Source organism: Aquimarina litoralis (assembly GCF_039523995.1).
Taxonomy (GTDB): Bacteria; Bacteroidota; Bacteroidia; order Flavobacteriales; family Flavobacteriaceae; genus Aquimarina; species Aquimarina litoralis.
In genome coordinates, this window is the sequence record NZ_BAAAGE010000001.1 from 302108 (window position 1) to 317800 (window position 15693).

Annotated in this window: 9 protein-coding genes; 3 read left to right on the forward strand and 6 right to left on the reverse strand. The window is 34.5% G+C overall.

From position 1 onward, the window contains the following. Window positions 1-23: 23 nt before the first annotated feature. The 3 genes from ABD077_RS01090 (at window position 24) to ABD077_RS01100 (ending at window position 6102) form a co-directional block, all read left to right on the forward strand. Window positions 24-872, forward strand: a complete 849-nt coding sequence (locus tag ABD077_RS01090; protein WP_343909644.1) for a T9SS type A sorting domain-containing protein — start codon at window positions 24-26, stop codon at window positions 870-872. A gap of 148 nt (window positions 873-1020) precedes the next feature. Then, window positions 1021-4254: a beta strand repeat-containing protein gene (locus ABD077_RS01095; RefSeq protein ID WP_343909646.1), complete on the forward strand. Its 3234-nt coding sequence runs from the start codon at window positions 1021-1023 to the stop codon at window positions 4252-4254. A gap of 468 nt (window positions 4255-4722) precedes the next feature. Continuing rightward, entirely contained in the window at window positions 4723-6102 is a 1380-nt protein-coding gene (locus ABD077_RS01100; RefSeq protein ID WP_343909648.1) for an eCIS core domain-containing protein, read from the forward strand. 108 nt (window positions 6103-6210) lie between these two features. On the opposite strand, the gene ABD077_RS01105 is transcribed toward ABD077_RS01100, so the two are convergent. From ABD077_RS01105 to ABD077_RS01130, 6 genes are read right to left on the reverse strand one after another with little or no spacing between them, the layout of a single operon-like run. After that, window positions 6211-6462 (reverse strand): hypothetical protein, encoded by a 252-nt coding sequence (locus tag ABD077_RS01105; protein ID WP_343909650.1) that lies wholly within the window; start codon window positions 6460-6462, stop codon window positions 6211-6213. Beyond that, window positions 6459-6848: a DUF4280 domain-containing protein gene (locus ABD077_RS01110; protein WP_343909652.1), complete on the reverse strand. Its 390-nt coding sequence runs from the start codon at window positions 6846-6848 to the stop codon at window positions 6459-6461. The genes ABD077_RS01105 and ABD077_RS01110 overlap by 4 nt, the downstream gene beginning before the upstream one ends. 10 nt (window positions 6849-6858) lie before the next feature. Continuing rightward, window positions 6859-8211: an ATP-binding protein gene (locus tag ABD077_RS01115; protein WP_343909654.1), complete on the reverse strand. Its 1353-nt coding sequence runs from the start codon at window positions 8209-8211 to the stop codon at window positions 6859-6861. Further along, window positions 8196-11993 carry a contractile injection system tape measure protein gene (locus tag ABD077_RS01120; RefSeq protein WP_343909656.1) on the reverse strand — a complete coding sequence of 1266 codons (3798 nt, stop codon included), beginning with the start codon at window positions 11991-11993 and terminating at the stop codon, window positions 8196-8198. The genes ABD077_RS01115 and ABD077_RS01120 overlap by 16 nt, the downstream gene beginning before the upstream one ends. After that, window positions 11990-14857 (reverse strand): hypothetical protein, encoded by a 2868-nt coding sequence (locus ABD077_RS01125; protein ID WP_343909658.1) that lies wholly within the window; start codon window positions 14855-14857, stop codon window positions 11990-11992. The genes ABD077_RS01120 and ABD077_RS01125 overlap by 4 nt, the downstream gene beginning before the upstream one ends. Before the next feature lie 19 nt (window positions 14858-14876). Next, a complete protein-coding gene (locus ABD077_RS01130; RefSeq protein WP_343909660.1) occupies window positions 14877-15629 on the reverse strand; it encodes a hypothetical protein in 753 nt (250 codons plus the stop codon). Window positions 15630-15693: the final 64 nt, after the last annotated feature.

The window sequence follows — 15693 nt, forward strand, 5'->3', positions numbered from 1 at the left end:
ACACATATACAAAACAGATTACAATGATACTATCTGTTTTCGCCATCTTGGTCACTAGTGCTCAAGATATTCACTTTACTTTTGCAAATGCTCAAAACACCATTGATAATGGTGAATATTATTATGAAGCCGATATCATGATCGAAAGTACTGAAGCTTTCAAATTAGGATCTGGACAAATTTATCTAACCTACAATCCTGAAGCTTTTGGAACTAATATTTCTAAAAACAATCGAATAGCATATACATCTGAATCGGGTTACATCTTAGGTGAAAATTATGTACTTCCTGCATATAGAGGTTTTGTTCAAAACGATAACACAGATAATCGTATATCGTTTACATTTCAACAAGGAGTTAGTGCTGAATCCATTACCAAAGAAAATGTTACCAATACTGCTCAACCTCTATTACATGTAAAATTAAAGTATATAGATGTTACCAAAGATCCAATGATTGCTTTTGAAGAAGGATCAGTATTTCAGGATCAGTTCTTTACTGCATGCGGAAGTATGCTTAAAACAGGTACCAAGGCAGGATTTCCTGATTGTGCGAACCTACCTGGTGTACAATTGATCAATGACACGTATGATTCTAGCGGTGCTTCCTTGCAAACCTTAAGTGTAGAAGAGCAAGATATTACAGCAGCTAGTTTGTATCCCAATCCAGCTCAACAATATTTCTTAATACAAGGATTGGGTAATATCGAAACTGATATTCATATTACAGATATCAATGGCAAATTGGTACAAATGCTACCTAGCCATCCACTACAGAACACCATTAATATTTCACAATTACAAACTGGTGTATACTTTGTAAAAATAGACACTCAAAACTCTCAGAAAAGTTACAAGTTAATCAAAGAATAACAAAGAGATAACGCAGGCAACATAGTATCCTTTTATTAGCTGCAGTACTCCGCTTTACCCTTTCCCCATAGCGCAGCTAATAGGGATCTGTTTGCCCAAATTTTAAGCAATTTTCAAAATAGCTAGAACATATTAAACCTATAAAATGATGAAAAAAATTACCTTTTTGATTATATGTTTCCTTCTTACCGCTATGGTTGGTGCGCAGGACATAACATTTACGTTTCAGAATGCCAGAAACACCAATGATGGAACAGATGATTTTTATGAAGCTGATGTTTATATTGAATCTTCTACTGATTTCAAGCTAGGGTCAGGACAAATTTATTTCACCTACAATATCGCTGCTTTTGGTGAAAACATAGATAACAGTGGAAATTTTGAATACTTACAGCCTGATGGCTCTATCTTAGCAGAAACCTATAGTGGTTTTCCTGCTTATTCATCTTTTATCGCTAATGACAATACCAACTCTAGAGTGTCCGCTTCTTTTCAACAAGGACTAAGCAGTGGTACCATTACTGCGAACAATATTACCAGTACCCCAAAACATCTATTCAGCATAAAAATTAAGTATGAAGATATCAATGAAGAACCAACAGTTGCTTTCGAAACTGGTGCTGTATTTTTAGATCAGTTCTTTACCGCTTGTGGCCCTGCTACTTTTGGCTTGCCTGATTGCACAAACAACCCAGGTGTACAAGTTACCAATGATACCTTCGATTCTTCTGAAGCTACTCCTGATACTACCGCGCCAATAATTTCTTTAAATGGAGACGCTGCTGTTACAGTAGAGGCTGCAACTACCTATTCTGATGCAGGAGCTACTGCATTAGATGATAGAAATGGGAATATTACAGCTGATATTGTTTCGGTAAACCCAGTAGACACTTCTATTCCTGGAGTATATACTGTTACCTACAATGTAAGTGATACCGCTGGAAACGATGCAGTGGAAGTAACTAGAGAAGTTACTGTAGCAGATACTACTGTTCCTGTAATTAGTTTAACAGGAGATGCGGCGGTAACTGTTGAAGCAGGAAGCACCTATGCTGATGCTGAAGCTACAGCAAGCGACTCTTTGGATGGAGACATCACTGCAGATATTGTTATAGTAAACCCCGTAGATACATCTGTACCGGGAATATATACAGTAACCTATAATGTAAGTGATGCAGCTGGAAATGATGCTGTAGAAGTTACTAGAGAAGTAACCGTATCTGATACAACGATCCCAGTGATTAGTTTAACAGGAGATGCAGCTATGACCGTAGAAGCAGGAACTACGTATTCTGATGCAGGGGCTACTGCTTTTGATTCTTTTGATGGCGATATCACCGCAGACATTGTAACTGTAAATCCAGTGAATACTGCCGTGCCAGGAGTATACACGATAACTTATAATGTAAGCGATACAGCTGGAAATAATGCTGTAGAAGTTACCAGAGAAGTAACGGTATCTGATACAACGATCCCGGTCATTACAATAACTGGAGATACAGCTATGACCGTAGAAGCGGGAACTACGTATTCCGATTCGGGAGCTACTGCTTCTGATTCTTTTGATGGCGATATCACCGCAGACATTGTAACTATAAATCCAGTGAATACTGCTATTCCAGGAGTGTATACTGTTACCTATAATGTAAGTGATGCTGCTGGAAATGATGCCGTAGAAGTTACTAGAGAAGTAACTGTATCTGATACAACGATCCCAATCATTATGTTAACTGGAGATGCAGCTATGACCGTAGAAGCAGGAACTACGTATTCTGATGCAGGAGCTACTGCTTTTGATTCTTTGGATGGTGATATTACCGCAAAAATTGTTGGCGTTAATCCAGTAAACACTAATATTCCAGGAGTGTATACAATTACGTATAACGTAAATGATGCCGCTGGAAATAATGCAATACAAGTAACCAGAGAAGTAACCGTATCTGATACAACAATCCCAATGATTAGTTTAACAGGAGGTGCAACTATAACTGTAGAAGCAGGAACTACGTACTCCGATGCTGGTGCAACGGCTTTTGACTCTTTGGATGGTGATATTACAGCAGATATTGTTACTGTAAATCCAGTGAACACTACTATTCCAGGAGTGTATACAGTAACCTATAACGTAAGCGATGCAGCTGGAAATAATGCAATACAAGTAACCAGAGAAGTAACCATATCTGATACAACAATCCCAATGATTAGTTTAACAGGAGATGTAGCTGTAACTGTAGAAGCAGGAACTACATATTCTGATGCGGGAGCTACTGCTTTTGATTCATTTGATGGTGATATTACTGCAGACATTGCTACCGTTAATCCAGTGAACACTGCTATTCCAGGAGTGTATACAATTACTTATAATGTAAGTGATACTGCGGGAAATAATGCTGTAGAAGTAACTAGAGAAATAACTGTTTCTGATTCAACCATACCAGTTATTACTCTATTAGGAGCAGCAACAGTAACCGTAGAGATAGGAACAACGTATTCTGATGCGGGAGCAACAGCATCTGACTCTTTAGATGGAGATATTACAGCAGCTATTGTTACCACGAACCCAGTAAACACTTCTGTATTAGGAATGTATACAATTACCTATAATGTAAATGACGCTGCAGGTAATGATGCAGTACAGGTAACCAGAGAAGTAACCGTAGTAAATACGTCTGTACCAGTAATAACACTGTCAGGTGATGCAACAGTAACTGTTGAAGCAGGAACTACTTACACGGATACAGGAGCTACAGCATCCGACTCTGTAGATGGAGATATTACGGCAGCGATTGTTATCATAAATCCAGTGGACACCAGTGTTCCTGGAGTGTATACCATTACCTATAACGTAACGAATTCTGCTGGAAATTCTGCCACAGAAGTCAGTAGAGAAGTAACTGTTGTAGACACCACCTTACCAATAATTACTTTGATCGGAGATAATCCAATAGAAGTAGCACAAGGAGAAATTTATATAGATGCAGGTGCAACAGCTTTTGACTCTTTGGATGGTGATATTACAGCAGATATTGTTACTGTGAATCCAGTAGACACCTCTGTGGAAGGAACCTATACGATTACTTACAATGTAATGGATGCAGCAGGAAATACTGCTGCTGAAGTAATTAGAACAGTAAATGTATCTGCACTTCTTAATGTTGAAGAGAATGAAATTGAAAATTTAGAAGTATATCCAAATCCAACCTCAGATACATTGTTCATTTCTAGAGAAGTTGAAAAAGTAATTATCTACACGATTACAGGGCAAAAAATCCTAGAAACTAATAACAATAGTATTGAAATGTCATCCTACGGATCAGGAGTCTACTTAGTGCATATTTTCACAAACAAAGGAAATACGGTAAAACGAGTTATGAAAAGGTAATATAGTATACAATTACCTGTGCCTATTACTTATGAAAAAGAGATGTAGTACCTACGCAATAAACATGGGAAACCAGAAATTAAAAATCTCAGTAGATAAAAACTGATTTAAACGATATACATATGAACATAAAAAAGATTATAACAGATAGGTTGACCATGACCTTACTAGTATTTTACGGATTGATGTTTTACATCATACTACGATTATCTTTTGCTTGATTTGATAATCAAAAAAATTGCTAATTATTGTATAGAGAATTAAGGGGCTTTATATCAATTACAATTAGCAATTCATAACCAAAACTGCCTGAAATAAATTTCAGGTAGTTTTTTATTGTATAACAAAGCTAAAACTTCTATACCTATCCACTTTATGAGTCACCCAAGTTAAAAAAACAGGTATTTTTCCCCAATTTTATAATAGCTTTTTTATGTATCTTTAATATAGTCATAAGCCAACTTTATAATGTACGCAAGAGATAATAAACAAGACTACACATCTTCGGTAAAGAATTCAAAGTCTAAAGCAACTACTATACAGTTCAAAGATCTTAGACCTGAAGGAGAACATCAAAATACTATAAGTTCCTATTTGGAGCAAAGTCCTAGAGTGACAGCACAAAGAAAAAAGATGGATTCCCTACAAAAACCTATACAAAAAAAGGAAAACAACACTGGATTACCTGATAAATTAAAATCTGGTATTGAAAGTCTTTCTGGAATGGATATGAGTGATACCAGAGTACATTATAATTCTTCAAAACCCGCGCAATTGCAAGCTCATGCCTATGCGCAGGGCAACCAGATTCATGTCGCACCAGGACAAGAAAAACATCTCCCTCATGAAGCATGGCATGTGGTACAACAAAAGCAAGGACGTGTACAACCAACGACGCAGATGAAAGGAAAGGTGAATATTAATGATGATGCTGGATTAGAAAGAGAGGCTGATGTAATGGGTACCAAGGCACTTACGCTAGGTAATTCCTCTACGAGCATATCGCTAAAACAAATGAAATTCAATTCTAGTAGCATTATTCAAGGGCAGTTTGCTATGAATAATGCCGCGGGAACCGTTCCTCCTCTCAATTTGGCTAATACTAGAGCATGGATTTTAGCTAACTGTTCTCCTAAAGTCAGGGATTTGATCAATAAAGCACAAACACTATTAACAGTACGTTGGGATAATGGTATTGTACCTCATGCGTCGACAACGATGAATATGGATTATACAGATGCAACAGGTGCTCATAACATAAACCTATTTGGTGGAGGTGCAGCCGCAGCAATAACTGCACTTAATTTTCCTTTAGTAAATTACAGAGTGAATGTCAATGTAAGTATCAAAACGGGAGGACTTGCGCATGGTGGCGCTCCAGTTGCAGCTAATGCGCAATCAACTTGGCAAGCAACTCTTGTACATGAACTCGAAGCACATACTAAACTAGCAGAAAAAGTATATAAATCTATCGATCAAATTCATAGAAAACCAACTCATGAAGCAGCTAAAAAAAGAGTCATAAGTAACTCTATCAATACTAGATCAGGTAATGCCGAACATAAAGCAGTAGCTACTGGTGGCAGTTCTATAAAAAACTCTCAAGAAAAGGCTGTATTAAGTGGAACTACTCAAAATGAAAAAGTAGATATTTTAATAGATAGTGCTTGGGATAGAATAGATCATATGGGATTTGTAGCTAATAACAATGAGAAAAAACTCGCTTTACGCGATATTAAAAGATGGCTAAATAGTATGGCTAGAAGAATTAATGCTGCACCTGCAGACTTAATTCGTATTAGAGCGATCATAGCCGATATTGATGCTCGTATAGGAGCCTTACCGTAAACAGACTATAGGCAAAATAACTCACTAAAAACAGTAATCTAAATTAGGTGATCTTTTATCTATTACAAATATTCAAAAAAAACTAAAGTCGATCTCAGAAACTTAATTCTAAGCCTTTTTCTTTTTACCTACGCTATGTTGATAGGCTTTGGTGCTTCCCTTTAAAATTTTAAACAAAGATTGAAAAAGCATTAATAACCCATAAAGACTCATCCCATGCTTCCAATGTAATACCAAATTGGCGGTGTCTTGTTTGTATAATTGTTCAAAACCAATGATAATTAAACCAACAGCGATGATTATATTAACATAAGAATTTTCTACAATTCTAGTGACGATCTGCATTATTTTATGAATCATGATGCGGTTGTTTGTACCTGTCCAGCAAAGGTTATAGAAATTGAACCTCCCCACATACAATTGCACGTACTGCTATCATCCAATGCTGTGAGCTTGCCAATACACACATCCGAAACTCCTGGAGACCAAGGCGATACCGTCGCTGGCACACATGGCATCGGTGTTAATACACCCATCGCAGCACTTGTAGCAGCAGCAACAGTAGGATTAGATGGAGATGAACAAGTACCGAACGACATGATATTTACCAAGGGAGTATAATCCATAATGGTTGCCGCAGGCATGTTACTGGTATTTACCATACTAGTAGGAAGCACGGTAAGTGTGGATGGTGCAGATCCAAATGGGCAGGAAATAATAGCTCCACTACATACTTGATTTGCCATAATTTTAGTTTTAGTTAAAGGTTTTGTTACTTTTTAAATATTCTCTTTTAATCCCAGTCATGATGTTACTTAAATGTACTCTTTTTTCATTATTTTCTGCTGCTTTTACTGCACAATATCGAACTACATTGATCATTTCTCCACCTGATAATTCATAATCTTTTGCAATTTTATCCAATACTTCAGCTCCTTCTTCTATTTCAAAATGCTTGCCTATCATTTGTTCCCATAATTGTTTACGTTCTTTATACTTAGGCTTCGGAAAATCAATAGCCATTTGAAAACGTCTCAAAAATGCTTCATCAATATTGCTTTGCAAATTCGTAGCTAATATGACTAAGCCATCAAAATCTTCTATTCTTTGTAATAAATAGGCCACTTCCTGATTGGCATGTCGATCATTAGATGTATTGGTTTGTGTACGTTTACTAAACAAAGCATCTGCTTCATCAAAAAACAAAATCCAATCTTTGGAGGATGCCTCATCAAACAAATTGCCTAGATTTTTTTCGGTTTCACCAATGTATTTCGAAACGATCATAGAAAGATCTATTCTATAAACTGATTTATTCGTAGTTTTTCCCAGTAAAGTGGTCGCTAACGTTTTACCAGTTCCAGGAGCTCCATAAAATAATGCTCGATAACCAGGTTTCAATAATGTATTTAGATTCCATTCGTCTAAAATCAATTCACTATGACGTAACCATTGTTGTATCTCTAGTAATTGATTCATGATTCTCGGTTCTACGATCAAATCTTCCCAATTCAATTTACTGGTAATTAATTGTGCCGGAAATTTAGAGCTATAGGTAGGCATATATTTTTTGTCAGAAATAATCGAAAACAAAACCTCATCTGAAAATTGTAACTTTTCTTGCAGCCTAATAGGATAACTATCTGCGTGTAAAATACGATCTCGATATAAGAAATGATCTTTATTGATTTTTTTCATAAAGTTCAATCGGAGTTCTATATCATCGGCACCACCTACAATAAAACAAGCTGTTTCTAATGTTGGGATAAATCCATAGAGTTTTTCAATTTTAATCCCTCCAAACTCTGAGAATTCTGCATCGATGTTTTTATTCTTAATTAAAAAAACATCCAATGCTTGTGGTTTTATGTAGGGCAGTAGTGTAAGAATGAGTACTACTCTTTCTTCAAAACTCATCTCATATTTATGAACCAACCTAAAATACTCATTATCCAAATCATAGATATCAGGTGGTGGAATCTCTCTGACTGAAGTATAGTTACTTTCATTCTTAAAATACAAGGTCAACGCCGTATCTATAATAGCTTCAAGCCATTGAATTTCCTGCTCTAATTTTGTCGCGATGGTATCTTTTATGATGGTCTCCATAATACTTCTAGCATTTTTTTCATCCAGGTTAATTTAAGTTTGGTGATACTCCAAGGAATTTGATCCAACAGCATATCAAACGTTTTTTGCTCTACAGTAAGTACATAACTATCTTCTTCAATAGTCAATCTACCGCCTCTGCATAAAAAGGTTTCTCTTAGTCCTTCTACAGTAGTATTTTTCAAAACACTCCAACTACTAATAATTGCTTTTAATAAACTATTTACCAACTCTTTGTCTTCTGGCAACAGTATTACTTCTTTTGCTATTGGTGTATGAATATCTACACCACAAACAATTTTATTGAGTATCAGTAATTGTTCCTCCTCATACTCCTTTCCGGTTATGGCGTATTGTAAAATATGTATTCCTTTTTGTGTTGCTTCTTCATTTTTAAACTCTTGATTTTCGACAAGTCCTAATCGTTCAAAAAGCAATGCGATATAGGGTCCTAAAATTATGATTCCAGAATTTTCTACATAAATAGCTTCACCCACTTGCTCTTCTTCCAGTTTTTGCCCATCTGTTGATGCATTTTCTTCTTCGGGAATTATTTCGTTTTTGGCTTTTTCAATTTCCTCTTGTTTCTTATTTATTGATTGCTGTAGGTTCTCATCTAAATCTTTACTCCATTTAGGGATTACATCAGATATAAACTCTTTATTTTCTTCATAAACAGATTGTATCCACAAGGTACTCCAATCATCAATAGACCAAATTTTATCCTGATTAACAAATAGATAGAGTAGGATTTTATCTGTGAAATTTTTCCAAATTTTTTGATATTGGGATGTTGTTATATGCTTCTTAATTTTTTCTAGCTCTACAATCATTTTACTCCAAGAATCTTGTAATCTATCTTTCGTTAGCTCTTTAATTAAGGTGATCTGTTCTTTTTGATTTAATGTATGTAAAAGCCGTTTTCTAAATCGAGTACGCTTTAAATTGAATCGAATTTCATCTGGTGATCTCTTATATATCTCAATTAGTCTAGGTATGATATCCCTTTTGGGTTGTAAGTTTATTGCAGTATCCCAATGTTTTACTTCATCTAGGGAAGTTACCATCTTTTTTGTATCACCTTGGGAGCTATCTAATTTCTTTATTTCTTTTTCCAAAAAGTCGAAAACCAACGGCTCTTTCAAGGACTCATCTTCTCTCATTTGTTCCCATATCCAAATCTTTGTGTTTTCTGGCGGAATAGAGAAAACATCTTCGATCTTTTGCAACATATATTTCATAAAATCAATCCTATTGCTAGATTGATTTTGTACGATATACGCTAAAATGGAGCTTCGCAACTCAGCTCTAGTTTTTTGAGTTACAAAACCAAGTGAAGAAACTTCATAATCTAATATCTTATTAGTGATTTCAATGATTTTGAAATATTGATTTGTTGCGTTCGAATTCACATACGAAAGTAAATTCATGTATGTTGGTTCTTCCATTAATTGCAAAACGTGTAATGGATTTTTTGCTTTCTTTAACCAACTTACGAATTGAGCTGGAAGCCTTTCTACCATCTCTCTTACATATTGTTTTATTTGTATTAAACTAATGCCTTTGCTCCACCAAGGTATCCTTCCTGTTGTCACATAGTGCTGTATCAAGTCTCTTCGATATGTAATACTCTCTTCTGTTTTAGTATTCTTAGCATCATACTCAATCCAGCTATCTTCTTCTACTATTTTTTTGATAAATTTTACATCATTTCGGTTTACAATATGCTTTCTTAGTCCTTCTTTCAACTCGGCAGTTGTTACCTTATGCATTTTGGAAAAATCCTCAAATACTTTTCTTAACGCTGCTGTGATATCTTGTCTTTCTGGGCTATATAAAAGTGTATTTAACTGCTTAATCATCTTCTTATACACCGTTTCAGGAATATTGTATTTTGGAGTCTCTTGATCACCTTCATCAGTAATCAAATTGTTTTTAACACTGCCTAGTTGTATCTGTGCTTCGGCCACACCTAGATATATATTATCTTGAATCCCTAACCACGCTATAATTTGGAGTGTTTGTCCTAAGATTTCTTTTATATTTTGCTGTTTTTTAGATAACTCATTGAGTCTATCGACAGTCCATTTGGTGATCTCTTTAACGGTATAGTTCCTACTTTTTCCGCATAGCTCAAGTATATTCGCTGTTAACTTGATAGCATCTTCCTGATGAATGTTCTTTTTAAGAAATAAGAAATACTGTTGCAGGTTATTTTCTTTCTTATTATTGAATTTTAAATATATCTTTTCTGCAACATCTTTCTCCTTACCCTTTAGATCGCCAATTATTTCTTGTGCATCTACTACTGATATCCCAGGTAATACTATTTCAGACACCCATCGATTAATACTTTCTTTTGCTAGCTGATTTACATCGTTTTGCACATATTCTAAAACCGCAATAAATTCATTGTCGACAGCTCCTAATTTTACTGTTTGAAACAAAAATTCTTCCCATAAAATTCCTGGATTACTTTGTAAACTGATGTATGTTCTTAAAACAATATTTCCTTTATTTTTTTTTAGAGTATCCAATACAAAGGAAGTATTCGAAATGGTTTTGGCTGTTTTAAGAATACGTTCGTTGATTCTAATAAGTTTACTAATGTTATCATTTTTTGATTGTTGCATCATAGTGTACAATACCTCATCAGAGAATCGTTGTATGAGCAAATTTGTATTGGATTCATTTTGAATGAACGTGTCGAAAAAAATCTGAAATTCTGACGAATGTTGAGCTACATATTTTGTCAGCACTTCTTGAAAGTGTTTTACAGAATCTATAGCAACTTCGGCAGGCAATGAATTGTACGTAATATAATATTGAAGCAATTCTGTAAAATTCTGATATCTATTTTCTAAGAACCTTTCTTTTACATTTTTATGTATAACGGGTTCTTTTTGTTTTTCTTCTTTTTGAAGTACTGTGAGTAATTTTTCGAATTCGGGAACCCAAGAACGCTGCTTTTCTTGATTCTGAACTCCATGAATCAGAGTATGTAACAATTTTTGATAGGTTACTCTATACTTTTGAGCAATCTTATAAATAAGAAGTTTCAAAAAGTTTTTCCTATTGTAGAAACCACTGGATTCTACAAAAATATACGCCAACGTAATCTCCCAAGTAGCACTTCTAAAATTCACAGCGCCTGTTTCTACCAATTGTTCTTGTTTCTGCTTTTCAATAAGGTTTTGCCGGTACTTATTAATATATTCTCCTTCATGTCCTGTAACCCCAATCACAATCTCTTCGAGAAATGTATCTTCCATCTGCGTAATCAGACGCTTACGGATAGCTTCTTTTTTTCCTATTGTTTTTAATAACTGTATCGTTTGATCTCTGTGATTACTTAAGAGTTCTTTTACAAGTTCCATTGGTCTTTGGGAAGCTCCTACATTCCAATTTACATATCCATTTTTTAAAAAGAATTCTAGCTGTTCTATCTTTTTGTCGTATAACTGAATCCGCTTTCCTGTTTTTAATGTTCCATTCTCAAAAACATTATTTTTAAGAAAAGTTGAAAGTGCTTCTTCTACCTTGTAAACAATTTCTTTCTCAAAATTGTTGGGAGAAATGGTTCCTAGATCCAATAAAACTTCGTCAAATTGATCTAAATATTCTTCTTTACTATATTGGTCCATCACCTTCTGCAATACGAAATTGACTTGATATCCTTGCACATAACAGATCTTATTCTGATATGCGTATGCATCGGATTCGTCATCTAAAATGATCTCATAACATTGACGCTTTATGATATGTGATTGTATCTTTTTCAAAATTCATTTCGTTGCTGTTCCAGCTCTTGCAACATGGTAACTAATTGATATGCCTGGTATATTGTATTTTTATTTGTTTTAAAATCATTTAATGTCTCTAGCCATTTAAAGTAGTACACTTCAAAGAGATCCATTGTTTCGTAATCCAGCCAATGTACTTCGGTTCCTAAGTGAATTGGAGTTTGCTCATAAACAGTATTCTCGAACATCATCCTAAAACTTTCGTTTTGAAATCTTACGGGCCAGTTTGGTAATAGGATGCTCTGCTTAAAAGAAAAGAAATCTTCTGATACCGGATTTTCTTCATAATACACATAACATTTTATAACATCTGATAATTCCTCCTTGGATATAGTCATCCCATTACTCTTTAACTTTTCGATAGTTTTCTGGTATTCTTCGACAGTATCAAAAAGATCTTGAGATATAGCTAATAACTCGCCATCATCGCTAAAAATCTTCAATCGATAACACCCTTCAAACTCTTCCATTTTATAGGATAGCTTATCAGAAATTATACCTTGTACTAGTTTGGTTATGGTTTGATTTCTATGGTAACAAGAAGTTAGTTTTACATGTTGAATTCTTAGTGAAGCTCCTATAAATGAAGTTAGATCAGCCATAAAACCAAAATGATCTTGATGATATGGAGGTAATAGTAATAAATGTTCTACAGCAAAGAAACCTTCACTTTTGGTATTTATCGTAACTAGATGTTCTATTGTTTTTTTTATTGCACTTTCCGCTCCACTCTTTGAATCGGAAATATGCGCTATGTTAGATTTCTCTGTATTTCTATGATAAAAAACATAGTATTTATCCTTTTGCTTCTTATCCTTTTTTATTGAATAATTCTGCTGTAAAACTCCTTTCTTCAAAACTTCAGTAAGAATGCTTCGTTCACTTCCCACGAAATGCATCACCTTATATAGATCTTCATGAACCTCTTTGATCTCAATATTTTCAACAATTTCAATAGTAATATCCCGAAAGGGTGTATGAATATCGATTTCCTTCAGAATAACACTTACCTCTATTTCTTTTGGATGGATACCAATTTCAAAATCTTTAATTACTTTAGTTAAAGGACGTATGCGATACTCACTAATTCCCATAAGCATTGCAATTTTTCGAAATAAACCAGGAATAAATTGCTCATTAGTTGTATCAAACTTGTTCTCCGAAAGTTCTAAATAATTAAATGATCTGGCTCTAGTATATCCTATTTGGTCATACGAAGCGATGAAATTTCTCTTTAAAGCAAGTGCTTTTTTTTCGAAATGCTCAGACGTGAGTGCTTCTCCATAACTACTACTATTAATTTTTCGTAAAGAATATGTTTTAAATTCTTCACTATATCTAGCTAATAGAGTATCTGCAAGTTGATCATGTCTATCAATAGCATTGGTATCAAAATTTGCAGTTATATTTTCAAGAAAAGATTTCCAATACGAGGTCACATCTATATTTTCATCGGTCAAATCTTGAGGAGTAATCAAATCCCAAAGCTCTGCTACATCTGGTAATTCTTTTGTAAAATAGGATGCTCCTGCCTCTCCGTGCACATCAAAGAGCGTATTTATATTCCTTAATTGACTTAAAAAATTCATCATCAATTGGTCCAGTGGCATCAAATAGGATTGTAGCTGTTTTACCTGAGCTTTTCGTAGTGATGTTGCCCTATTACTGATTCCCATATCTCCAATTCCGTACAGTAAAGGAAATTGTTTCCTAATAGGATAATATGTGTCTATTTCCTGATATGTCCCTTTGGGAATTGGGAGATCATTTAATGAATTGGAAGCTGCTTTAAAACTCCCAAAATCTAAGGCTTCAATAAATGAAAGTTGTTTTTTGGTTTCATCAAGATCTGGTTTAAAATATACTCCCGAATTTTCAAAGATTAAGTTTTCATTTGTTTCGGGAAATAAAACTACTGGGGCAGTATTTGCAGAAACTTTAAATCGATTTTTTATAGGAATCTTCTTTTTATTTTTATCCTCATATACCAATCTAAAATTTTGGATTCCTTGTATTCCTTTAATTTTTGATATAATTTTAATAATATCTGTAATTAAGATCTCATCCAGCGGTTCTTTTAAATCCTCATCTAATATGAACCCATTTTCTAAGCTTGGACCGTTAAATATTTCATTTACGTCCATACCTTTTTCCTGAAGCTGCCATAAAGGATAATAATTAACTTCTGGAGTAAGATAATCATTAACCTCATTTAATATAGTAGCTAACACTTCTTCTCCGTCCGTATCTTCTATAAGTGAAACTTGCAATTCCATTTGCAAAAACAGCGGTTCATATACCTCTACTTTATAAAGGCTTTCGCATAGATTACGATGTTGGTGATAGAGCGCTGTTACTTCTTTGATAATCCTTTGGTTTTCCTCCAATTCTTCTGCTGGTTCTTGCTGATATGTATATTTTTCAACATATACATAAAGCAAGCCCTTTAATGAATTATCGCTAGAAAAACCCGTATTCATAGGATGGATCCATATATTTTTTACATTCTCAATCTGATCTATCCATAATTTTCGGTAATCATTAAATGTAATAGGATCTGTGGTTAAAATATCCGATGCTACAAATAATCCATTATCACCAGATTGTAGTTCCTGATCCTCTTTTTGAAGTAAAAGATCTTGTATAGGAAATTCTGTTTTATGCAATAATTCTGTAAGTGCATAAGAGATATTTTCTAAGATAGTAACACCTGGATCATGTTCGTTATAATCTGTCCATATAGATCCACTGAGTTTCTGAAGAATTTCTAATCCTTCGAGATGTAATTCTTCATAAACACCTGTTCCCTTTTTCTTTTTATCTATATATCCTTTCTTATTCACTATTTAGAAATCTAATTTCTTAATCAAAAAGTTCTAACATCGATGTATCCCATAATTTGGAAACATGAAACTTAATTTTTTTACCAGTTCCGTAATTGGATCTTGTTTTGAGTTGAAGTTTGTAGTTATAGGTACTTCCAGTAAAACGGATGGCGATTTTATTCCAGAACCATCCATAATGTGCTTGTGTTTTTCGGATTTTATGCTTCGATCTCCCAAAAGTACTGATCGCAATTGCATGTAGCAGAGCATATTTTCCTGCTTTTTCTTTCCCTACTTGTGCTACAATTTCAAAAGCTACTAAACCATCTAAGCCTTTAATAATATCATGCCATTCTCCATCCGCAGGAACACTATCGATAATATGAGTTCCAACTCTGGATTTCATTCCTAATGTTCCATTTACTTCGAAAGTGGTTCTCGGTTCTGTAGTTTGTACTCCTATCGAACCTTTTTTCTTAAAATGGAGCGCGTTTGTAGCTTCTTTATCTGATATTGGAGTAACAAATGACAGTCCTTTGTCTCCTTCCTGGTTTAAATCTATACTCCATTGCGGTAACTCATCTTCAACATTCTCATAAAAACTAATAACACTATCTGATTCTTTTCCTTGGGGCGCTAATATGAGTCCGTCTTCTACACTTTTAGAAATTCCATCATCAATCTTATTAATCATAGAATCAATAAGACTGGCAAAATTACTTTCTTTCGGTCTGGCGCCTGCACTAAATAATGCCTTCAGGCTTTTTCTGTTTAATAATTTTATTTTCATGTGTTTATACTATTCTTTTAGAGGTCACATGGAATTCACCATTAATCATTTTGCTGTGCATCAA